Source organism: Enterococcus sp. LJL90 (assembly GCF_056924355.1).
The window spans coordinates 1-22,204 of sequence record NZ_JBXPBQ010000014.1; the positions used below are offsets into that span (position 1 = coordinate 1).

At 36.7% G+C, this 22,204-nt stretch carries 31 protein-coding genes and 1 pseudogene; 30 read left to right on the forward strand and 2 right to left on the reverse strand.

The window, feature by feature from the left end:
* From AC1Z3S_RS18570 to AC1Z3S_RS18600, 7 genes are all read left to right on the forward strand, one after another.
* Positions 1-269: tyrosine-type recombinase/integrase (locus AC1Z3S_RS18570; RefSeq protein ID WP_461741575.1), on the forward strand; the 269-nt coding region annotated here is incomplete at its 5' end.
* Positions 270-279: 10 nt separating this feature from the next.
* Complete coding sequence (locus AC1Z3S_RS18575) at positions 280-1,203, forward strand: phage replisome organizer N-terminal domain-containing protein (protein WP_461741613.1); 924 nt, start codon at positions 280-282, stop codon at positions 1,201-1,203.
* Positions 1,204-1,256: 53 nt separating this feature from the next.
* Positions 1,257-2,243, forward strand: a complete 987-nt coding sequence (locus AC1Z3S_RS18580; protein ID WP_461741614.1) for a tyrosine-type recombinase/integrase — start codon at positions 1,257-1,259, stop codon at positions 2,241-2,243.
* A gap of 9 nt (positions 2,244-2,252) precedes the next feature.
* A complete protein-coding gene (locus tag AC1Z3S_RS18585) occupies positions 2,253-2,663 on the forward strand; it encodes a hypothetical protein (RefSeq protein ID WP_265458689.1) in 411 nt (136 codons plus the stop codon).
* Between the two features lie 37 nt (positions 2,664-2,700).
* Complete coding sequence (locus tag AC1Z3S_RS18590; protein WP_461741615.1) at positions 2,701-3,165, forward strand: YopX family protein; 465 nt, start codon at positions 2,701-2,703, stop codon at positions 3,163-3,165.
* On the forward strand, positions 3,155-3,349 hold the full coding sequence (locus AC1Z3S_RS18595; RefSeq protein WP_461741616.1) for a hypothetical protein: 195 nt from the start codon (positions 3,155-3,157) through the stop codon (positions 3,347-3,349). Before AC1Z3S_RS18590 ends, AC1Z3S_RS18595 begins: the two co-directional genes overlap by 11 nt.
* Before the next feature lie 35 nt (positions 3,350-3,384).
* Complete coding sequence (locus tag AC1Z3S_RS18600) at positions 3,385-3,690, forward strand: hypothetical protein (protein WP_461741617.1); 306 nt, start codon at positions 3,385-3,387, stop codon at positions 3,688-3,690.
* 113 nt (positions 3,691-3,803) lie between these two features.
* Here AC1Z3S_RS18600 and AC1Z3S_RS18605 read toward each other — a convergent pair whose 3' ends face one another.
* The gene (locus AC1Z3S_RS18605) at positions 3,804-4,274 is read right to left on the reverse strand and encodes a hypothetical protein (RefSeq protein ID WP_461741618.1); all 471 of its coding nucleotides are present in this window, start codon (positions 4,272-4,274) and stop codon (positions 3,804-3,806) included.
* A gap of 324 nt (positions 4,275-4,598) precedes the next feature.
* Complete coding sequence (locus AC1Z3S_RS18610) at positions 4,599-5,771, reverse strand: AbiH family protein (RefSeq protein ID WP_461741619.1); 1,173 nt, start codon at positions 5,769-5,771, stop codon at positions 4,599-4,601.
* A gap of 173 nt (positions 5,772-5,944) precedes the next feature.
* Between AC1Z3S_RS18610 and AC1Z3S_RS18615 the strand changes: the two genes are divergently transcribed.
* The 23 genes and pseudogenes from AC1Z3S_RS18615 to AC1Z3S_RS18725 form a co-directional block, all read left to right on the forward strand.
* Positions 5,945-6,124 carry a hypothetical protein gene (locus tag AC1Z3S_RS18615; RefSeq protein ID WP_461741620.1) on the forward strand — a complete coding sequence of 60 codons (180 nt, stop codon included), beginning with the start codon at positions 5,945-5,947 and terminating at the stop codon, positions 6,122-6,124.
* On the forward strand, positions 6,121-6,312 hold the full coding sequence (locus tag AC1Z3S_RS18620; RefSeq protein ID WP_461741621.1) for a hypothetical protein: 192 nt from the start codon (positions 6,121-6,123) through the stop codon (positions 6,310-6,312). Before AC1Z3S_RS18615 ends, AC1Z3S_RS18620 begins: the two co-directional genes overlap by 4 nt.
* 303 nt (positions 6,313-6,615) lie before the next feature.
* A complete protein-coding gene (locus AC1Z3S_RS18625) occupies positions 6,616-7,032 on the forward strand; it encodes an ArpU family phage packaging/lysis transcriptional regulator (RefSeq protein ID WP_461741622.1) in 417 nt (138 codons plus the stop codon).
* A gap of 171 nt (positions 7,033-7,203) precedes the next feature.
* Positions 7,204-7,956, forward strand: coding sequence for a phage tail tip lysozyme (locus AC1Z3S_RS18630; protein WP_265460330.1), 753 nt, complete (start codon positions 7,204-7,206; stop codon positions 7,954-7,956).
* 359 nt (positions 7,957-8,315) lie between these two features.
* Positions 8,316-9,182 (forward strand): hypothetical protein, encoded by an 867-nt coding sequence (locus AC1Z3S_RS18635; RefSeq protein WP_461741623.1) that lies wholly within the window; start codon positions 8,316-8,318, stop codon positions 9,180-9,182.
* Between the two features lie 163 nt (positions 9,183-9,345).
* A pseudogene (locus AC1Z3S_RS18640) lies at positions 9,346-9,649 on the forward strand (HNH endonuclease).
* The gene (locus tag AC1Z3S_RS18645) at positions 9,640-10,155 is read left to right on the forward strand and encodes a hypothetical protein (protein WP_461741624.1); all 516 of its coding nucleotides are present in this window, start codon (positions 9,640-9,642) and stop codon (positions 10,153-10,155) included. The pseudogene AC1Z3S_RS18640 and the gene AC1Z3S_RS18645 overlap by 10 nt, the downstream one beginning before the upstream one ends.
* Positions 10,152-10,484, forward strand: coding sequence for an HNH endonuclease (locus tag AC1Z3S_RS18650; RefSeq protein WP_461741625.1), 333 nt, complete (start codon positions 10,152-10,154; stop codon positions 10,482-10,484). The genes AC1Z3S_RS18645 and AC1Z3S_RS18650 overlap by 4 nt, the downstream gene beginning before the upstream one ends.
* Before the next feature lie 88 nt (positions 10,485-10,572).
* Positions 10,573-10,935 (forward strand): P27 family phage terminase small subunit, encoded by a 363-nt coding sequence (locus AC1Z3S_RS18655; protein ID WP_461741626.1) that lies wholly within the window; start codon positions 10,573-10,575, stop codon positions 10,933-10,935.
* Positions 10,936-12,741 carry a terminase large subunit gene (locus AC1Z3S_RS18660; protein ID WP_461741627.1) on the forward strand — a complete coding sequence of 602 codons (1,806 nt, stop codon included), beginning with the start codon at positions 10,936-10,938 and terminating at the stop codon, positions 12,739-12,741. It begins immediately after the preceding gene.
* 41 nt (positions 12,742-12,782) lie between these two features.
* On the forward strand, positions 12,783-13,979 hold the full coding sequence (locus AC1Z3S_RS18665; RefSeq protein ID WP_461741628.1) for a phage portal protein: 1,197 nt from the start codon (positions 12,783-12,785) through the stop codon (positions 13,977-13,979).
* On the forward strand, positions 13,980-14,579 hold the full coding sequence (locus tag AC1Z3S_RS18670; RefSeq protein WP_461741629.1) for an HK97 family phage prohead protease: 600 nt from the start codon (positions 13,980-13,982) through the stop codon (positions 14,577-14,579).
* Positions 14,542-15,774: a phage major capsid protein gene (locus AC1Z3S_RS18675; protein ID WP_461741630.1), complete on the forward strand. Its 1,233-nt coding sequence runs from the start codon at positions 14,542-14,544 to the stop codon at positions 15,772-15,774. The genes AC1Z3S_RS18670 and AC1Z3S_RS18675 overlap by 38 nt, the downstream gene beginning before the upstream one ends.
* Before the next feature lie 49 nt (positions 15,775-15,823).
* Entirely contained in the window at positions 15,824-16,000 is a 177-nt protein-coding gene (locus AC1Z3S_RS18680; protein WP_461741631.1) for a hypothetical protein, read from the forward strand.
* The gene (locus AC1Z3S_RS18685) at positions 15,990-16,283 is read left to right on the forward strand and encodes a hypothetical protein (protein ID WP_461741632.1); all 294 of its coding nucleotides are present in this window, start codon (positions 15,990-15,992) and stop codon (positions 16,281-16,283) included. The genes AC1Z3S_RS18680 and AC1Z3S_RS18685 overlap by 11 nt, the downstream gene beginning before the upstream one ends.
* Positions 16,276-16,587 (forward strand): phage head closure protein, encoded by a 312-nt coding sequence (locus tag AC1Z3S_RS18690; RefSeq protein ID WP_461741633.1) that lies wholly within the window; start codon positions 16,276-16,278, stop codon positions 16,585-16,587. The genes AC1Z3S_RS18685 and AC1Z3S_RS18690 overlap by 8 nt, the downstream gene beginning before the upstream one ends.
* On the forward strand, positions 16,587-16,934 hold the full coding sequence (locus tag AC1Z3S_RS18695; RefSeq protein ID WP_461741634.1) for an HK97 gp10 family phage protein: 348 nt from the start codon (positions 16,587-16,589) through the stop codon (positions 16,932-16,934). The genes AC1Z3S_RS18690 and AC1Z3S_RS18695 overlap by 1 nt, the downstream gene beginning before the upstream one ends.
* Positions 16,931-17,251, forward strand: coding sequence for a hypothetical protein (locus AC1Z3S_RS18700; protein ID WP_461741635.1), 321 nt, complete (start codon positions 16,931-16,933; stop codon positions 17,249-17,251). Before AC1Z3S_RS18695 ends, AC1Z3S_RS18700 begins: the two co-directional genes overlap by 4 nt.
* 11 nt (positions 17,252-17,262) lie before the next feature.
* Entirely contained in the window at positions 17,263-17,847 is a 585-nt protein-coding gene (locus AC1Z3S_RS18705) for a major tail protein (RefSeq protein WP_461741636.1), read from the forward strand.
* A gap of 35 nt (positions 17,848-17,882) precedes the next feature.
* Positions 17,883-18,266: a hypothetical protein gene (locus AC1Z3S_RS18710; RefSeq protein ID WP_461741637.1), complete on the forward strand. Its 384-nt coding sequence runs from the start codon at positions 17,883-17,885 to the stop codon at positions 18,264-18,266.
* A gap of 212 nt (positions 18,267-18,478) precedes the next feature.
* Complete coding sequence (locus AC1Z3S_RS18715) at positions 18,479-20,473, forward strand: phage tail tape measure protein (RefSeq protein WP_461741638.1); 1,995 nt, start codon at positions 18,479-18,481, stop codon at positions 20,471-20,473.
* Between the two features lie 36 nt (positions 20,474-20,509).
* Positions 20,510-21,235, forward strand: a complete 726-nt coding sequence (locus AC1Z3S_RS18720) for a phage tail protein (RefSeq protein ID WP_461741639.1) — start codon at positions 20,510-20,512, stop codon at positions 21,233-21,235.
* A gap of 3 nt (positions 21,236-21,238) precedes the next feature.
* Positions 21,239-22,204 (forward strand): distal tail protein Dit (locus AC1Z3S_RS18725; protein ID WP_461741640.1); only part of this gene is annotated, 966 nt, incomplete at its 3' end.

A 22,204-nucleotide genomic window follows, 5' to 3' on the forward strand; every position in this document is an offset into this window, starting at 1 on the left:
GACGAATCTCAACCATTATTTTTCATAAGTCGCAAGATTTTTACCGCAAACGTTTGAAGACAATTGCCGGTAAAGCGAAGGTAAAAAAAGAAAAAGTTTATCCGCATACTGTAAGACATTTTTTTGCAAAAGAATTTATCGCAAACGGTGGCGATTCAACAGATTTACAACAAATGCTTGGACACGAAAGCATAGCAACTACCACGATTTATACGAAGCTTAGTACAAATGAATTAAGTGAAAAATATCGTGAAATTAGGAATGAATGAGGGCTCTATTATGTCAGACAACAAAAAATATTATTACCTAAAGTTAAAAGATAATTTCTTTGATAGTGATGAAATGATTGTATTAGAAAGTATGCCTGACGGTTATGTTTACTCTAATATATTGCTGAAATTGTATCTTAGGAGTTTAAAATATGAAGGACGCTTGATGTTTAACGAAAGAATCCCTTTTAATTCAACTATGTTAGCTAAAGTTACGAGGCATAGTGTGGGAGATATCGAAAAAGCTATCACTATCTTTCGTGATTTAGGACTAATGGAGATTTTAGATAACGGTGCTATTTACCTTGCTGATATTCAAAACTTTATAGGTACTTCCAGTACGGAAGCTGATCGCAAAAGGGAATATCGTATGAGGATAGAAAACGAAAAGAATAATTTACTAAAAATAGACGGACAAATGTCCGGACAAAAGTCAGACAAAAATCCACCAGAGATAGAGTTAGAGAAAGAGATAGAGTTAGAGTTAAAGAAAGAGACAACAGCAACTGCCGAACCTGAAATTTGGAAGTCCGTGGTTTCTTATCAGAAATTATGGAAGTTTCCTAATGCATTTCAAACTGAAGACTTAGCAGAACTAATTCAATCTTATTCAGATGACTTGGTAAACGAAGCAATCCGTATAGCTGGCACAAATGATGTGCCAAAGAATAAATCAATCAACTTCCTTGAAGCGGTTCTTAGGAATTGGCAGAATGCGAATGTCAATACTGTTGAACAAGTAAACGAGTACGAAAAACAGTATAGGCAAGATAAGAGTCAATCAAATTATCGCCAGAGTCGCAAGAATAAAAAAGAAAAAGTACCAAGTTGGATGAAGAATAAAAAAGAAATTGAATCGGTAGCGTCAATTTCTCCAGAAAGGCAAGCTGAACTCGATGATATGTTGAAAGATTTTGTGAAGGGACCAGGCTGACAATATTAAGCGCCTTTTGACAGTTACTGTGAGAACAGAAGGGGAAAAGTATTATGAAAGACAAACTAATACATGATCTTTTGGCTAATTTGGACCATGAATTTAATAGTGAGCAATTACGCAAAGTTAAACTAGTAATGACCTTAATATTAAAAAAATATGATATAGCAGAGAGCAAAAATGAACTCATGGTTTATGATGCAACAGGAGACACAGCAGCCTATCAGCAATATTTTATTTCCCTCAAGTTAAAAGGGTTAGCTGAGGGCTCAATCAAACTCTATATGCGGACAATCAATCATTTTCTAGCGACTGTTAAAAAGTCATTTGACGATGTTACAACAAATGATATCCGATTTTACTTAGCTAATCGAGAATTAATCGATAAGGTCTCAAAGGCAACAATCGCCAGAGAAAGAGGCTCTATATGCAGATTTTTTGAATGGCTTCACATTGAAGAGTTTATATCTAAAAATATAGATAACAGAGTGGAAAAGACTAAAGTTCCAAAGCGGTTAAAAAAAGCATTCACGAATTATGAGATTGAAATGATACGAAATGCTACTCAAACAGTAAAAGAAAAAGCTGTAATAGAGCTGTTTCTATCAACTGGCTGTCGAGTTTCAGAGCTTTGTAGCCTTCAATTAGGTAATTACAATCGACTACAAGGATCCATAACTGTCATTGGAAAAGGGAACAAGGAAAGAACTGTTTTTGTGAACGCTAAGGCTAAGTTGGCCGTTGAAAATTATTTAAGGGAAGTTCCGCACGATTTAGGGCCTATTCTTTTAGGTAAAAATCAAAATAAATGTAGTATATCCGGTATTCAGAAAATTATTAAAGCTATTGCGTATAGAGTGGGTATTCATGCGCACCCTCACAAGTTTCGAAGAACTGCAGCGACCTTAGCGTATAAGAAAGATCTTGATATTAACAAAATCAGGCTATTTCTAGGTCATGAAGACCTCGGAACCACACAAGGTTACATTGACACTAGTGACACCGATCTTAAAGTATTGCATGAAAAATATTTTGGTTAGGAGGTTTATATGGTTATTTCAAAACAACGCATTGAGGAAAAAAGGCAAAAACGCTTAGGGTTGTATTACCTTATCCAAGAAGATGATTGGGATAAAAACCCGGAGAAAGCGGCTGAAGTTGTGAAGTACACAGAAGCAACAGGGCTAGGCAATGTAAAACATGAAAAAATAACGAGGCAACGCCCACCGCTTCCCAGGATGTGGCTAAATTCATTAACAAGAGGAAACTTTTTATATTTGAAAAGCAAGGGTTATACCAATGCTGAAATCGCCAAGAGCCTTGGAATTAACAATTGGCGAATGTGCGCTTGGGTCAAGGAATACAATGTTGTCCACAATACAGTTAAAAAAGAGTTAGCTACGATTCATGATTTTTCGGAAGAAGACATGAAACTGCCGTTTATAAAAAAAGCTGAGTAGATAAACTGTGGCTTTAGCAGACTGAGAGGAGAAAATTATGCGCGAAATCAAGTTCAGAGGATATGCAGTTGATAGCATGGTAAGTAGTCAATGGGTATATGGTTTCGGAATCTTTGAAATTGAGTTTTCGGAACAATTTGCACAAACTATCGGACGTTCTGCTGATTTTGTATTATATTCCGATGGCGGAAACTACGACGTTTTTGATAAAAGCATTGGTCAATGCACAGGTGTAATAGACAAGAATGGAACAAGTATTTATGAGGGAGATATTCTAAAAATAATCGAGGTCACAAATGAGAATTTTGAAGAGTATCTAACTGATGTTATTTGGGAAGACTGCAGTTTTATGCTTAAAAGCTCAGGATGTGATTATTATGATACTCCATTAGGTGCTTGGTCTGGGGATCCAAATAGAACTTATCCGCTGTTTGAACTAGAAGTAATTGGGAACATTTATGAGAATTCAGAAATGTTGAAGGAGAATAATCATGAAAATTAAAACTAACAATCCATATTTTGATAAGACCTATGAAACAGATGAACATTCAGTATCTGACTGGAAAGTATTCATTGAAAATTATCGGCGGGGGAACGAGAATATCTTTGTCTTTACTGACATAACCTCAAGAGACTTAGTGTCAATCAATCCCGCAAATTTTGCAAGTGTAGAGGTCAGTGAATAAACGTGGGGTTTGACCCACCGGGAGGAGGTATAAATTTGAAAGCTTATAAAATTGGTTTGAAAAGTGATCCTGATGTCGGAAATGAGATTGTATGGGCAAAGAACAGTAAAGAAGCAATGAAGCAAGCCCAAACACTTGATTTAACAGATACCAAAGAGAGTTATATTGATGTAGAGGTCAAACGTTACTCAGGATTTGACGATATGGAAAGACTTAGTCATAGAGAGTTTACAAAAGTTCTATGGCGTGATGGTTGGTGGTTCCACCAAAGCGGTTGTCCTTTGGAAGATATGTCAACTGATGAAGAATTTTACAAATGGTATGACCGAATTTATAAGTAGTCAGCAAAAGGAAGGAATTGTGGACAAAAAAAACCTTCCAAATATAAGAAGGTTTAACATAACAAGTGGTCACATTAAAATTTATGTTTAAAAATCTATCGAAAAGTGAATATTTAGATTTTTTTATACTCCATTAAATTGGATACTCCTACCTCACTTTCGACTTTAGAATTATCTGTATTGACACCAATACATAATAATAATTCATTTTCAGGAAGAGTCCTACCATATTTATCTTCCTTGATAAATGAATAAACAGTAGCCTTATCTTTATTTAAAGCATTTAGGTATGAACCATTAAATTCGGAAATATTTAGTTTAACTGTTTTATTTTTTGCTTCTTCTATATCATCAGAAGATCCATAAAATAGTTGTTGGTCTTCACCCTGAGATAAGAAAATATATTTATCTCCCATATCGTCAAGACTTTGCCATAATCCAAGATAATCATTAAGACTTTGTGTATGGCCATCCTGATTTATTTGCTTATCCTCTATATTGGATGAAAGAGTTTCAGTATCATTACAGCCAAATAACGTTGCGCAGCAACTTAAAAGCAATAAATAGAAAAGATATTTTTTCATAGGAATACCTCACTAGTGTATTTGTTAATAAAAATTATAGCATAATTAACTTTTCACAGTTGAGTAATATTTAAAGTAATGTAAACCTATTTGAAGATTCAATCAAATTAGCGAGTCCGTTAACTCACGCTTTAACTCACTTTAGCAAGAATGGCAGAGAAAAAAATCGGTTGTTGTTACAATACTAAATTAATCAATTAACTCAGGGAATAGAAAAAAAGCTGTATTAACAGCTTCAGAAAGGAAGAAAATAAAGTATTTAAAATTTTAAAACTAAAAAATTGAATAATCTATTGTTTTGTGACACTCATATCCTAAATCTAACTAAATGGCACTAATAAAAAGTCTTCTCTCAATTAATAACCTGGAAAGTAAGTTATCTCTGTGATCATGATTATTAAGAGTAGAGGAGTAGGCTTCTAATAGACGTGTCACTTTGTTTATCATATCAAGTTCGATTTCTTTTTCTCTAGACTTATCAAAGATCGAGAATTTGAAAATTAGAACTGTACTGGAATTATATAAATCAAGCTTGTCAAAGATAGCTTCAAAATAAGAATAATCATTTTCTGATAAACTATGGCCAAAAAAAACCAACCAATTATTATATGAATCAAATTTCATCTGAGAGTATTTAGAGATGTTGTTGGTAACAAGTTGCCGATAAGTTTTGGTAAAGAAAAACAATGGATTTTTTGTAGAAATACCCTTCGGATCGACTCCGAAGATTGCGTCACTGGACTCAGCCGTACCATGAATATTAATTATGGAATTGTTTGAGTATTCGAAAAGCAGTCCCGTAGAGTTTTCTGTTTTTTTTAAATTGTCTTCCAAAAAGGGCTGAGTATAGTTAAATGATAGTACATTTTTTGAGACAACATTATTTGTTCCATTAATTTGTAATAGAGTTTCTGCTAAATTCCTTGCGTTGAAATAGTATTGAGGGTTAGTTTCTACTTCATTTAAAATATATTCAGAAAAATTTGACTCAAATATGTGGAGCTCAGCTAATAAAAAGTCAAAATGATTATCAAATTGTTGCCATCTATCACTCGGAAAAAAAGAATAGAAAACAGCTGATATTTTATTCTCTAAACTCCGGGATTGAATTTTTTGAAAAAGATTTGCTAATTTTCTATTATCAGATAAAGTTTCCTTTATCCTATCTTCAACTATATTCCATTCTTGAGGTAAACGTTGTTTGTCAAAAAAAAATAGTAAATCCCAGAAAGAAAGCGAGCTTAAGGTATCAGGGACAGAATAATTTTCTGGAGATAAGGGATTTGTTTTTATTTGAGTTAATTCGTTGCCTCCAAAACTTTTGAAATAAATGTGCTCTAATCCGTTAGAGGTTTGCATTTTAGAATAGCTATAGTTAATAGAATCAAAAAAAAGGTCAATATCTTTATAAAGGTTTGATTCAAAAAAATCTTTGTACCTAGATTTTAAGCCACATTGTAAATCAAAACCATTACCAATAATTAATGTTCTAGTCATAAATAATCCTCTCTTTCGTTAAGTAAAATTATATCATTATTCGCAAGTTTTAAAAAATGCCATCACAACTAGTTTACAGTTTTGTTGAATTTTAAATATTTTGCCACATCCAAAATTAATAATAGAAAAGTTTACTAACCACCCCTTTTACAGATTCAGAAAGGAGAAAGTGAATGCAGTATGTAATCAAACTAGGAAATTTATATTTTGCCGGCTATTCCGAAGTTATAGCAACTTTTGTCTTCAACGATCAAGCAGGAATGGTATTGCACAACGCCAAAATTTATAAAGATAGGAAATCAGCCGAAAAAGAAGCAGATATCTTAGGCGGCATAGTAGAGGAACTGCAATGATTGAGTATGCAATATACAAGGGCGATACTTTTCTCTTTATCGCTCCACTGGCTGAGTGTGCAAAACGATTAGGAGTTAAAGAAGACAGTGTCAGATTTCTTGCAACGCCAACAGGCAGGAAGAGGTTTGAAGCGAGAAAAAATCCCTCTAAGTGCTACACAGCAGTTAAGCTGATGCCAGATGAATGAATTAAACAAATAAAATTAAGGAGCGGAATTTATGAATAACCGACACCGTAGGGTTGCTAAACTAAAATCACGCAACGGCAGTCTATGTTGCTTAAATACAGAAGCCAATACGAGAATTACAATCCAGCAGAAGTTTTGAAAGGAATAAACAACGCCTTTTCAAACATCCTGGAAGGAATCGGCACAGCATTAGTTGCTGTTGCAAGAAATATGCGAATATAGTTTTTTGTAACAAAAAAAGCCAAGCTCTAGCTCGGCATAATTATCTGACACCTAATTATACCAAAAAAGGGGCGGGATTGCTTGGTTACTTTGTTTAGAGAAATAGATATACGACAAACTAAAATGAATGCTAAAAGAGTGTTGAAAAACTACCGTAGGCTCGATAGGATATCCGGACGCTCGTCATTTGATATCAAGTCACCAATTATTACAAATATGCCAAGAAGCGACAGCTACGGGAACAGGGTCGAAGAAGCAATGCTGCAACATGCAGACGCTGAGGCTGAACGCAATGAAATCTTAGCCGCTTTAATGTCGTTAGGGTTAACTAGCAGGCAAATACTTTATTCAACGTTCTGTGCGCCCGATAGCATGTCTAATTACGCAATTGGCAGAGACGTTGGGTATTCTGAAAGAAGTATTGAGCGGATGAAAGGTGAAGCGCTGGTTGAATTTGCCGAGGCATATAGAAATGGGAAATTGATAGAGTTCAGATGACCAACAATAATTTTGGCGGTTTTTTGGCGGAAAGTTGGCGGTTTCAGTACGGATTTACAGGGTAAGATAGTAGTATCAAAATAATCTATAAAATCTAATTTTAATGTATTTTAGTAAACGATTAGAACCTAGTAATTATTTTGAATAAAAATTGAGGAAGGAGGTTAAACAATGGTAAATTTTACTACAAATCAGCTTAGTACGGCAAAAGTAATCTGGGGTATTTTAAAACAATTTGGCTATAATGATAATTCAGCTGCAGGCCTAATCGGAAATCTGTATGCGGAATCTTCTCTCAATCCAAATGTTAACGAAAATGGTGGCGGCGGATACGGATTAGGACAATGGACACCTAAAAGCAACCTTTATTCGCAAGCAAGCCTTTTAGGAATATCAAATGCTGAAGCAGAAACTGTAGCAGGACAGGCAAAAATCATTGCCCAAGGTGATAAAACGGGTCAGTGGTCAACTGTTGGTAATACTGCCTATCATTCGACTGTTGTTAGTCGACAATCACTTGATCAATTTAAGCAGTCAGGCAGCACTACGGCAGCAGCAGCAAACTTTTGTGCTCATTGGGAAAGGCCAAGAGTTGATTTAGCACATGTTGCATTAAGAATTGAAGCAGCAGATAGTATTTATCAACTATTAAAAGGAAGTTCAGGTGAAACTTCGAAAGGAGAAACAACTATGCAATGTATTTATTGGAGACCAAACGGTAAAGGTTCAAGTGATGGGTACTATTTTGATGGTACTAGTGCAAAATATATAGCGCACGGAGATGAAATTGTAATTTTGAAAAGAATTTATAAAGACAATAATGGAAAAGACATGCCTGAATATGTCTTTAACGGCAATTTACCTTGGTATACACGACTTGAGCAGATTTCTGGTCAAAAGCCTGTAGCTGGCATTTTGGGATAATTTTTAATCAGAGAAATGTTCTCTAGTGTATATATACAAAATAGTATTTATGCCGCTACATGTTAGATGAATGTTTAAGGCTCACAAATCAGTTATCAGCCACGGAATCTCAATTACTACATACTAGTTAAAGCGTTCGTCGGTGCGACTGATAACTGATTACAGTAGCCAAGATTGTGCATCAGCGACTTTGGTTACTATAAAAAATAAACAGGGTGCGGAAACAGCTTGTCGGAGATAGTTCAAGAACATTTAATGTCTTTAATCTAAGCTATCTCCAGTACATAACAGATTGCTTCGGCGGTCTTTTTATTATGTTCTAACTACTATAAAATACTCTTATAAAAAGGAGTGATTTTATGGGTGATAAATTTGATGGTTTTAAAAGCTTTTTATTTGAATCTTTCTTAGAAGCTTCCGCAGATTATGGAAAAGAGTTAGGCAAAGAAGCTTTGACTGATTTATCTTTAGGAGCTGTCGCAGAGATTGGAGGACAGTTTATGGTAGAAGTTGGAGGGAATATGATTCCTGCAATTGGTCCAGCGATTAGTAGTTTCAGATTGAATAAAAAATTAAAGAATATGCATTTGATGATGAAAGAATTATCCGAAAGAAACAATGAGTTAAGTGTAAAATTTCAGAAACAGTCTGAGGAAAACAAACAAATATTAGATGATATATTCAATATGATGGTGGAAAAAGTTTCTAATACATGGCAAGAAGAAAAAATTAAGTATCTAGTTAATGGATACTCAGAATTACTTGAAGTTGAGAACCCTTCTTTTGACACTGCGTACTTATATTTTGATACATTAGACAAATTGACTATCTTGGATATTGAAACATTAAAACTAAGTTACAGAGTGAAAACAATGTTTTACGATATAGATGGAAATCCGGCAACTTATAGAGATGTTACTGAAAAATTTGACATAGATAATTCTCAATATAATGCTGTAAGACAAAATCTTCTTCGGATTGGTTTGTTAGAAAATGATTATGATGACAAACTAGAACAAGATTTGAAGAACATTATCGCTGGTGTTGACGAATTAAGAGATGTGGCAAATAGCATCTTATCTGTTTTATCTGGAAAAAGAAATGCTAAGCTGAAAAAGTTAACATCTAAGAGCGAACTGAAATTAAAGGCTAAAGATAAGCTTAAAATTTCTAAATTCGGGATAGAATTTATTAGATTCTTTATGCCTAAAGAGGATGTAGAATAGTTTAGTATTAACAGCAGCCCTCGTGGCTGTTTTTATTTTGTACAAAATCGGTAGTTTAATAGATTCAAATAGAGTAGCCCAATCCTAAGCACCACAAGGGATAGGGCTACTTTGTTTTAGTATTGATTATACTATGTATTCAATAGCGAGGAGATTCGAGTATATGGATACCTCAACAAGAGAGACCAGAGCAAAGTTTTATTCGTCAAGCAAGTGGAAGCATCTAAGAAAGAAACGGCTGGAGTTAGATCACTTTGAATGCCAATGGTGCAAAGCCGAAGGAAAACTTACTACTCAATATGATTCAGTTCTAGAAGTAGATCACATAAAAGAGCTAGAAGATTATCCGGAGCTTGCATTGGATATTAATAACCTTAGAACTTTATGCAAGGATTGTCATAACAAGAGGCATGATCGAATGAACTATCGTTGGCAATCAAAGAAAGTGGGATGATGAATGGTGGTAAGTAAGACTTTAAATGATTATATAGAAGATGGCTCATATACAATCGTTGTCAGTTCACCTTGGTTTGCTAAAAAGTTAAGGAGAATCTATCCAGAGGCTAGAATTTCTCTATCTAATTCAGATGGGATTGGTGGAAAGAAATTGTTAATTGATTACTCAGCTACTCAAGGACCTGGATTATTAGCAGCGTTGGGAAAATTTAGAGACGATGATATTGTAGTCAGAAGATTTACAGATGACTTTATTCGGAATGATAAACCAGATTATAGGATCAATGAACGTTTATCTAAAGATGATATTAGTTATGACTTAAACAGAGAGGTACCTAGGTTATACATCAAAGGTCAAGAAGCTGGTGTCGTATTTATGTCCAGACATTATGTTACCAGTAGTTCAGGTGGAACGGGAATGAATTTAATTACATTTTCATACATGATAAGTAGAGACGAACCAGAACAGAAATTCTTATCTATTAATCTACTAACAGGTGAGGTGTTTAATCAATGAGTAAAGAGTATGACCAACAGTTATACAAATCAACACGTTGGAAGAGAAAGCGTGAAAATATATTGCGTAGAGATAAGTACGAATGCTGTAACTGCAAACGATACTTCAAAACTAAGGAAGCTAAGACTGTTCATCATATATATTTTTATGAAGACTATTCGGCATTAGCATTGGTTAATTGGAACCTCATTAGCTTATGCAATGACTGTCATAACAAGATGCACAATCGCTTAACCGACAAACCAACACAATTAGGAATTGAGTGGCAAACCAAAAGAAAAGCTGAGTTTGAAAATTTATATCCCCCCCCTTCAAACAAAATAATTTAAATTTAAAAAAAGGAACGGGCAGGTTAGCTATTTCCAAATTTACGGGATATTCAGAAATATTTTTTCCGCTAAGAAAGTAGGTGAGAATTTGAGTAAACTTTTACCATCAAAAGACACAATTAAACGGCGAACTGTTAAGAGAATGAAAGAGCTAGGTGTCTACAAAGTTCAATATACACAACTGATTGACGTGTTTGTGGATATGTTGCATCAATATAATTATTTAACCAACGAGTTTGAAGAATCAGGGTATCAAGTCATGATAGAAACTGAAAAATCAGATGGTAAAAAAAGCCCGATTCTCGCAACCTTAGAAACCTTAAGAAAAGATATTGGGGTCTATTCTGACAAGCTAATGTTGAACCCAAAAACAAATGTCTCTGGTGCAAAGAAGGGACCTTCTAAGCAATCCACGCTTGCTCAATTTCTCAATCAGAGCGGAAGTGGTTAGATGAAACTCACTAGCCCGCACTTCAAGGCGGTTAAGAAGTATGCTGAAGACATAGTCAAAGGAAAGTCGTTGGTGAATATTGAGCGTGTTCAAGCTGCGCAACGCTTTTTAGATGATTTAAAATCGAAAAAATGGGATTTCAAACAAGAACAATTCGATTTTGTTATTGGTCTAATTGAAGGGACAGTTAAACACAAACAAGGCCAAAACCTAAAAGGCGAAGATTTAAACGGCCAACCTTTAAAGCTATTACTTTGGGAAAAATTTATTATTGTGAATCTGTTTGGCTTTTTTACCAAAGGCACAAACATCAGGCGTTTTAACGAAGCGCTTATTTTTTTACCTCGAAAACAAGGTAAAACGGCTTTTGCTACCTCATTAGCATGGGCTAAGTCTATTCTTGATAGAAGTTCAGGAAGTAAAGTATATATCTTGGCTAATTCGATAGACCAAACGAAAGAATCTTTTGGTTTCTTAACGTATAACGTAGAGTTTTTAAGGGAAGAGTTACCTAAGTTGAGGATTCGTGATAATAATCAGGAACATTCAATTTTGGCTAATTTTGGAGATAATAGCGTCGAGGTAATTGCAAAAGCCAACCAAGAAGATAAATTAGACTCATTTAACTGTAACTGTTTGATTTTGGACGAGATTCATTCTTGGAAACGAGCAGGTGCGAAAAAATACACATTAATGAAAAATGCGATGAAAGCCTATCGAAATAAATTGTTAATCGGTATTTCAACTGCCGGTGATGTCGCAAATGGTTTCTTGGCTCAACGTATTCAAACCCTTAAAAAGGTTTTAGACGGTCAAATAGTTAGCAATGCTTATGACAATTATTTTATTTATCTTTGTATGGCTGAGCAGGACAAAAAAGGCAACCTCTTAAATCCAGTTACCCATGAAGTAACTACACTTGATGATCCGCAAGTTTTAGAATCCGTCACACCTTCACTAAACGAAACGACAACACTTGACGAGTTGATAAGTGACGCTGAACAAGCAATGATAGAACCGCAGTTAAAATCGGAATTTTTAAATAAAACGTTGAATATCTTTACAACTGCAGAAAATGCTTATTTTGATATTGATGAGTTTAAATATTCGGATGGGCAGTTTGACTGGACAATAGAGGAGTTAACAAAACTTCCGGTTAGTTGGTATGGAGGGGCCGATTTGTCCAAACTCCATGATTTAACGGCGGGCGCTTTGTACGGCACACTCAGAGATTATAAACACAAAGATTCTGAAGGTAACGAACAGATAAGCAATATCGATATTGCGATAACTCATGCGTTCTTCCCTCGTGCTGGTGCAATCGAGAAGGCCGAAATTGATAATATCCCATTGTTTGAGTGGTCAGAAGAGGGATGGGCGACTTTAAGTAATACACCAACGGTATTATATGACGACATCGTGAAGTGGTTTATATCTATGCGTGAAGTAGGATTCAAAATAAAAGAAGTACACTTTGACAAAAAATTTGGTCGTGAGTTTTTCTTAAAAAAGAAAAAAGCGAAGTTCAAAATGCGAGATGCTCCGCAGGTATTTACTCGAAAATCAGAAGGCTTTCGACATATTGAGGTCAAAACTAAAAATGCAGAGTTCTATTATCTGCACAGTCGAGCTTATGAGTATTGCGTGTCGAACGTAAAAGCCATAGAAAAGACAGACGACATGATTCAATTTGAAAAGGTATTGCCCAATCAGCGAATTGATTTGTTTGATGCAAGCGTGTTTGCCTGTGTCGCTAGTCTTGAAGGTGGTGAAACCAAGCAAACGAGAGAAGCGTTTGGAATTTAAGTTCTATTCCGCACTATCTTGAAGGAGGTGAAAATAAAAAAATGGCATTTCAGTTTAGAAAGAAGATTAACAAACGTTCAGACCAACAGGAAGCCTCAAAAATTGTCGTGACAACGCCGGATTATTTTAAAGAATTGATTTCAGAGAACTACACTAGGTTATCTGATAATCCAGAAGTTAGGATGGCAGTAGAACGTATTTCAGATATGGTGTCTAGTATGACTATTCAATTAATGCAAAACTCTGAAAAAGGAGACAAGCGTGTGATTAACGAATTATCCCGAGTAGTGGATATCCAGCCAAATCGATATATGACTCGAAAAAACTTTATTGCTTGGCTCACGAGAGTCTTATTGTTAGAAGGTGGTGGGAATGCAGTTGTAAAGCCAGTATTTCAGGGCCTTACTTTGCAAGAGTTAACTCCGATAGCACCAAGTAATGTGTCATTCAATATTGGAGAAGACGACTACACCATTAATATCGGAGCTAAAGAATACGATCCGCAAACGTTACTGCATTTTGTGATAAACCCTGACCCTAACCTCCCGTTTATTGGGAGTAGCTACAAAGTTGCATTAAAAGATTTGGTAGGTAATCTGAAACAGTCCTATGTGACAAAAAAGGCATTTATGAGTAAAGAATATATGCCAAGTATTGTCATATCATTGGACACTGATTCGGATATTGAAGGCGAGGAAATGAAAGAAGATATCGAAAAACGGTACCTTGCAAGAAAAAAAACAGGTGCTCCTTGGATTATTCCCGCCGGCATGATGAAAGTAGAGAAAATCACTCCCCTTTCTTTAAAGGATTTAGCTATCAATGAAGCAGTAGAAATTGACAAAAAGACTGTGGCTTCATTATTAGGCGTACCGCCTTTTTTGCTAGGAGTTGGAACGTATAACAAAGATGAGTATAACAACTTTGTGAATACCAAGATTTTATCGTTTGCTCAGTCTATTCAACAAACGCTAAATCAATTGATTCTTGACCCGACGATGTATTTCAATTTCAATCCAAGAAGCCTGTATAACTATTCCCTAACAGATTTAGTGAGTTCTGGAGTAGAAATGGTTAAGGTAAATTCACTGCGTCGCAATGAATTGCGTAATTGGGTAGGTATGCCTCCAGATGCAGAAATGGATGAATTGTTAGTCTTAGAAAATTACTTGAAACAAAATGATTTAACGAAGCAGAATAAATTGATCCAAAATAACTCGAAAGGGGGTGAGGAATAAATGAACAAACGAACTTCCTTTCAGGTGAGGGATAACGGGGAATTGACTATCGATACGGAGGCCGCTGAAAAACTAATCAGTGGTTATTTTATTGTATTCAATTCCGAAACAGAGCTTTATGACCGTGTATTTGAAGAAGTCGCACCAGAAGCTTTGTCGGGTGTCGATTTAAGCGATGTGAAAGCATTGGTTGACCATGACACATCAAAGGTGCTTGGACGTACGAAATCATCCACGCTAAGGCTTTCCGTTGATGAAAAAGGGTTGTATGGAGAAATTCGGGTGAACGAACACGACCAAGAAGCTCTGAATTTATATTCTCGAGTTCTTCGAGGGGATGTCGACCAATGTTCTTTTGGCTTTGACATTTTGAATGAAGAGATGATTCAAAATTCTGATGGAAGCGTCAAGTTTATTATTAAATCCATCAAGTTGTATGAAGTATCAGTCGTCACGTTTCCTGCCTATCAAGACACTGCAGTAGAGGCGAGAAGCAAGCAGATTGAATCGGCGCAAAAGAAAACATTGGAAAAAAGAAAATCAAAATTGGAGGAGAAATTATATGGCATTAAAACAACTTATTTTAAAAAGGAAGATTAATGAACGTTCTACAAAGCTTACAGAATTATTGGAGCAGCGCTCGACTTTAGAAACACGTAAAACTGATTTAGAAGCGGCATTAAAAGAGGCCGAAAAGCCCGAAGATGTCGAAGAGGTTGAAAAGTCAGCGGATGAATTAACAACCGAAATCGAAGAATTAGATGCCGAAATCAAAGACCTAGAAGCTGAAAAAGCTGATCTAGAGGCAGAGTTAGCAAAAATTGAAGATGACAGCCCACAAAAAATTGATGAAGAAGAAAGGAGCAAACGCTCAATGAAAAGAAAAACTGTGAAAACGAATGAAGGTGCCGAAGGAATTGAAGCATTACGATCTGGCATTAATGACTTTGTTCATTCTAAAGGAGAAAAACGAGCGGAGTCTTTAGGTTTTACTACTGTTGAAGGCGGGGCTTTAATCCCTGAAGAATTACTTTCGCCCGAAATGGTTCCGGAAGATGTTATCGACCTAAAAAAATACGTGAAAGTAACACCTGTTAATAGTTTAACTGGTAAGTTTCCTGTAATCAAAAAATCAGGTACGAAGATGCATACAGTAGCAGAGTTGGAAGAAAATCCTAAATTAGCTAACCCAACTTTTTCTCCTATCACATTTGAAATTGCAACACGCCGTGGGTACATTCCAATTTCTCAAGAAGTGATTGATGATGCTGATTATGATATTACAGGTTTAATTCGTGATGAAATTGCGACGCAATCTCTTGATACGGTGAACGCTGATATCGCAGCAATTTTAAAGACAGCTCCTGCGAAAACTGTCACTGGAGTTGATGGGTTGAAAGATTTATTAAACAAAGAAATTAAAAAAGTCTATTCAAACGTCAAGTTTATTGTATCGGCTTCTCTTTATGCTGAACTGGATAAATTAAAAGACAAAAACGGACGGTATTTGCTGCAAGAATCAATTACTGCTGCAAGCGGTAAAGTCCTTTTAGGTAAGGAAGTAGTTGTTTTGGATGACGATGTCATCGGAACAAAAGTTGGGGATATGGTTGGATTCGTTGGCGAAGCAGCTTCTTTTGCACGATTTTTCGACAGATTACAAACCTCAGTAGAGTGGGTTGATAATAACATTTATGGGAAATTATTAGCTGCTGTTATTCGTTACGACGTGAAGAAAACCGATTCAGAAGCTGGCTTCTACATCACATACACCGCAGCGCCTGCCGAAGGATAAAAGAGGGGATTCATCCCTTCTTTTTACTTTTTTTGAAAGGAGACTATCCATGAAATATCAAATTTTAGTTGATTTTACTGATAAGGAAACAAAGCATATCTATCGCAAAGGAGATAGTTATCCCGTAAAAGGACGTACGAAAAAAGCTCGACTAGATGAATTGCTTTCGCCTGATAATCTTCGGGGCCAGCCTTTAGTTAAGGAAGTGGGAGAAAATGCCAACTAGTAGCAGTTTTGAAGAATCCGCACTAACCCTTGTCAAGTCTTCTTTAGGGTATAGAACGACAGTCCGTGACGAGTTGTTAAAAAAAATAATTGATGGAGTGAAAAATGAATTAATCGATGAAAAAGGCATTCAGCTAGATGAATCAAATATAACTCATCTAATGTTTGTAGTTGATTTATCAGCTTTTCGCTATGAAAACAAAGGCGCTAGTGCCATGCCACGTAATCTTGAATATCGTTTGCGTAATCTGATAATTAAATATGGCGGTGGTAGTGATGGATAACTGGGATTTAGAAATCAGTTTGTTACAACAAGATGGCTTTGAAACCAACAAAAGTGGTGACGAAATCCCCAAATACAAAGAATTAGAGCTTTTAGGATACGAAAAGCCTATTTCTAGGGGAGAATTATTAATTGCTGGCCAATCCAATATTGAAATTTCTAAGATTATTGTTATTCATTCTTTTGAATATAACAATGAGCAACTTGTGAAAATTGATGGGGTCCCTTATCAGATTGTGAATACCTATAAAATTTCAAATGAAGAAATTGAGCTTAAACTCAAATCAAAAAAGGGGTTGAGCTAATGGATATCGGCAATCTTATTGCGGAATCTCTCGCTGAATACACAGAGGAGGTTAAGCAAGAGCTAGAAGTCATAAAAGAGACTGTAGCAGATGAAACGGTTGATTATCTGCGCTCTAGCAGCCCAAAAGGCAGGCGTGGTAAGTATGCTAAGGGTTGGAGAAAAAAGAAGGACGGAACTGGATACGTCGTTTATAATTCAACTGATTATCGACTCACCCACATTCTTGAAAAAGGTCATGCAAAAAGGAATGGTGGTCGTACTCAAGCACAACCGCACATTATTGATGCAGAGAGAGTGGCTATTGCATCTATGGAAAAACGAACAGAGGAGGCCATAAAATCATGACATTAACTGAATTAAGAACGTTGCTCGATAGTATGGCAATCCCAGTTCGTTATCGTGCGTTTAAAGTTGGCGAAGTACCTGATTTGCCTTACATTTTGTTTTATGTCGAGAGTAACGAAGGAACTCTTAAAGCTGATAATCATAACTATGCTAAGATTCGCAGCGTGACTATTGAATTATATTCAGAAGAAAAAGACTCAGAACTAGAAGGAAAACTAGAAGCCGTTTTTGACAGTAACAAAATTGAATACGATTCTTATGAAAGTTATTTAAATACAGAAGATATGTATGAAGTAGCTTATGAGATTGTAATTTAGGAGGATGAAACATGGCAACAAAAGAAAATAAAGTGACCTACGGGTTAGAAAATGCTCATTACGCAAAATTAACTTTTGGGGATAATGGCGTCCCAACATTTGCAACACCTGTGCCAATTAAAGGGTCAGTTGAATTTACAATGGATCCAGAAAGTAATGCGATTGAGTTTGCGGCAGATAACGATTCTCGCTATTTCTCAGCGGATGAGAATAACGGATATAGCGGTACATTAACGATTGCAAATATGCCGTTGTCTTTCCGCAAAGATATTTTAGGTGAAGAAGAAGATACAACAGCAGGAACAATCACTGAATTGGCCGACGCAAAGTTCAGTCCTTTTGCTTTGCTATTCCAATTTGATGGGGATGTCACTAAAACCCGACACCTTATTTATTATTGCAACGGAAGTCGTGCGACGGTTTCATCAAAAACTGGTAAAGATATCACTGGGGTAGAATTGCCTTTTAAATCGAAGCAGCTCATTTACAAAGATAAAAAGTTAATCAAAACGCAGACGACTAGCGAAGAATCAGCTAAATATGCTGATTGGTTCAAAACGGTTTATCTTGTGGGAGAACAACCAGCCGAAGGGTAGCAATCGCTATCCTTCTTTTTTTGGAGGAAAAATACATGGAAAAAACGATTTATATTGATGACAAGCCAGTTCGCTTAAAATCGACTGCCGCTACACCGTTGCGGTATAAAGCTCAGTTTCGAAAAGATTATTTTGCGGAACTATTGAAACTAGCAAAGTTTGGAAGTTCAGGAAGTAAAAACGAAGAAGAAGAAGACGAATTTGATTTGATGGATATCTCATTTTCTGAATTAGATACTTTGGATTTTGAAGTCATTTACAACTTCATTTGGGTGTTAGCTAAAACGGCTGATAGCACTATTCCTGCGCCAATGGAATGGCTAGATAACTTTGATTCTATGCCCATTGCGGAAGTATTCCCTGAAGTAGCCGGACTGCTAGAAGCGAGTATCGCATCTAAAAAAAAGTGGATCAAGTAAGTGGTTCAGATGAACCATTTACAGAAGAATCCTTTTTTTATTGTTGCAGACAAGTCGGATTGTCTATTGACGATATGGAAAAAATGAATATTGGTCAGTGCTTAGACCACATTCAAGAATGGATAGATTCACAGACCAAAAAGCCGTCAGAAAAAGCGGTTAGTCGAAAGGCTACGCAAGATGATTTCAATAACTTTTAGGGAGGTGAAAGGATGGCGAATAAATCAATAAAAGGAATTACAATTGAAATTGATGGTAACGCAACTGGGTTGGATAAGGCGCTAAAAGGTGTAAATAGCACGTCGGTAAAACTCAATTCCGAACTAAAAGATGTCAATAAGTTATTAAAATTTGACCCATCAAACGCTACAGGGCTTGCCCAAAAACAAGAATTGCTAACGAAATCAATTGAAAACACCTCCCAAAAGTTGCAACAATTAAAGGCTGCTCAAGGTGAAGTTGAAGCTCAATTCAAATCAGGAAAAATAGGCGAAGAACAATATCGTGCTTTCCAGCGGGAAATCGTCACAACTGAGCAAAGTTTGGCGGGGTATAAAAGGCAATTGAGCGGACTTCAAGAAGAGCAAGACAAGCTTAGTCAAAATACCAAGCGATTAGATACTTTTTTTGAAGCAACTGGAAAAAGCATTGATGATTTTTCTGATATTTTAGGCAATCGAATGGTATCGGCCATCAAGAATGGAACAGCGACTAGTGATCAACTTGAAGTCGCGTTAAACAAAATAGGAAAAGAAGCGCTTGGTACTGAAACTGATTTAAGCAAAATGAAACAATCCCTAGATAAAATTGATGATGGAGGCTCGTTAAACGAAGTGAAGTCGGATTTAGCAGAGCTATCTCCTAAAGCTGACGAAGCGAGCGATTCTATATCTGACATGGCCGACAGTTTATCATCGGGTAAAATGATGCAGGCAACAGAATTGTTATCTAGTGTTGGAGATAAAGTCCTAGAAATAGGCACGAACGCAAAAGATAGTGCATTGGAATTTAGTTCAGCTTTTGGGACATTGAACGCTACCACAAATTTAAGTGGCCAAGAGATGGAAAAGTTGAAGGCTATCGCCACAGACGTGTTCGAATCTGGAGTTACAGATTCGATTGACGAAGCGGTAGAAGCTACCTCACTAATGAAGTCTTCTTTTTCTGAATTAAACAATCAAGATTTAGGTAAATTAACGGAACAAGTTATTAATCTAAGTAAGCGGACAGGCACCGATGTTCAAGAAAACGTTAAAGGTGCAAGTCAATTAATGCACGCCTTCGGTTTAGATGCCACAACTGCGTTTGATTTAGTGGCTAGTGGATATCAAAACAATTTAAATTATTCAGGCGATTTCATGGATACTCTAAATGAATATGCACCCTTATTTGCTCAAGCAGGATATTCAGCCGATGAAATGTTAACGATTTTACAAAACGGCATGGAAAACGGCGCAATGAACACGGATAAAACCGCTGATGCAGTGAAAGAGCTTCAAATCAGGATGGGAGACGGATCGCTTGAAGGTGTGTTGAGTAATTTTGGCGAAGAAACGCAGTCTACTTTCCAAAAATGGAAAGATGGTCAAGCCACCGTTTCTGATGTAGCCACAAGCATTCAAACAGATTTACAAAAAATGACACCGTCTGAACAGCAGCAAGCATTGTCTTTGTTGTCTACTCAATTTGAAGATTTAGGGATTGGTGCTGCAACTTCCCTTTTTGATGTCGAAAAGGGTTTTGATGATGTTTCAGGTTCAATAGATAAAGCAAGCGAAAAAGACCCTTCACAAGAGTGGCAAGCTAGTTTAAACACGTTCACCACCTCACTACAAGAAATAGGAACTAAGATTCTGACAGCTTTACAGCCTGTTTTAGATTGGTTTTCCGATTTAACTTCCGCATTTGACGGACTATCAGAACCTGTGCAAAATACTATATTAATTTTTGGAGGGTTAACAGCAGTCATTGCTATTATAGCGCCGATAATCGCTGCCATCATGGCCATAGGGGCTACAGCTTTCGGAATTGCGGCAGTTATTGCTGCGGCAATCGCCTATATTATTCTAATTTTTCAAAACTGGGGCACGATTGTAGACTGGCTAAAAGGTCTATGGCAAGGCTTTACCGATTGGCTATCGGGGTTGTGGCAATCCATTGTTGCGGTGGCGAGCAGTGTTTGGTCTGCTATCACTACAACTATTTAAAGTGTTGTTCAATCTTGCATAGCCGTTATTCAAGGGTTGTGGAGTGGCGCAAGCGGATTTATTTCAGGTATTTGGAATGGAATAGCGAGTACAGCCTCCAGTATTTGGAACGGGATTACCTCGGCCATTTCTGGCGCCATTAATCAAGCAAGCAGTATTGTGTCCAGTATAGTGAACGGTATTAGTTCAACTATCTCTAGTGTTTTTGGTGGCATCCAATCTACAGTTACCGGTATTTGGAATGGCATTAAATCTGCGATTGAGGGGCCAATCAACACGGCGAAAGACATCGTGAAGGGTGCTATTGACGCAATAAAAGGATTCTTCAATTTTTCTATTTCATGGCCTCATATTCCGATGCCACATTTCGGTATCAGTCCGAGCGGTTGGAGTGTTGGAGATTTGTTGAAAGGAAGTATCCCTAAACTATCTATCGATTGGTACGCTAACGGAGGTATTTTAACCAAACCAACTGTCTTCGGGCAAAATGGAAATAGTTTAATGGTTGGCGGTGAAGCTGGAAAAGAAGCGGTTGCACCTTTAAGCGATTTGATGGCTTATGTGGAAGCTGCTGTTGCTAATCAACTGGGCAAATCAGAAGAAAAGTACAATCAAATGATTTATCTGTTAAGTCAATTAGTGAATAAACAGACTATTATAATGATGGATAGTACCCCGGTAGGTAGATTAGTCACCCCAACTGTTATGAATGAAATGAATGCAAAAGAAACAATGATAAACAAAGCTTGGGGAAGGGGGTAAATCATGTTTTTAAGCGTGACATTCAACGGACATAATCTTTCAGAATATCTAGATGTGCTAACAGGTTTCGAACGGAATATTGGCGGGAATGTATCTGTAGAATTGCAAAAAATCGGATTTCAAAATGGTCAGCATTTTGTATCAAAATCGGCAAACTCTTTAGAAATATCTATGCCTTTTCGTATGAGGTACGATTTGCTAGACAAAAAAAAGGAATTAGAAAAGATATTAACCGTCTCCGAACCAAAACCACTCATATTTGGGAACGAGACTGAAAAAGTATATTATGCGATTCCTACCGGACAAATTAATTTTAGCGATCAAGAATATTCCGGCAATGGTACTATCACTTGGCTAGTCCCTGATGGCATAGCCCATGATCTAACGTTAACCCCAACTACCGCTAAACCAGATGAAAATGGCATCTTATCCATGGACATCAATTATGACGGCGTAGTAGACACACCATTACAATTGAAATTCCATAACAATGCGGAAACAGGATATCTGAGTGCAATAGGCATTCATGAAGACCAAGCGACCTTCCTCACCCAATTAGGTTATATGGATGAAGCGGATGGTGAAGTCCGAGAGAAAATGGCAACCATATTCGAGAAAGACGGCGGAAAATCTTTCGCTAATTGGAAAGACGCTTCCGTCTTTTATGAAAATCAATCTAAAAAAGTAGTGACGACAATGTCGTCTATAACTGATTATGGCGGCTGGTTAGGGAAACTACCGAGTAGTTTTACCAATAATGGCGGCGGTTATTACGGCGCTTGTAAAGAGCTTGTATTGCCCACTGCAGCACAGTCTTGTTACTTGTGGGCTAGAGCGTGGTTTGAAACCGGAGTAATGGGACAAACAGGGGAATGGTGCTTAGCGTATGTCGATGAAACCAATAAGTTTATTGCAGGCATGGCAATCGAGAAAAGCGACGCTGTAGGAAATAGTGCCATGGTCAACTTT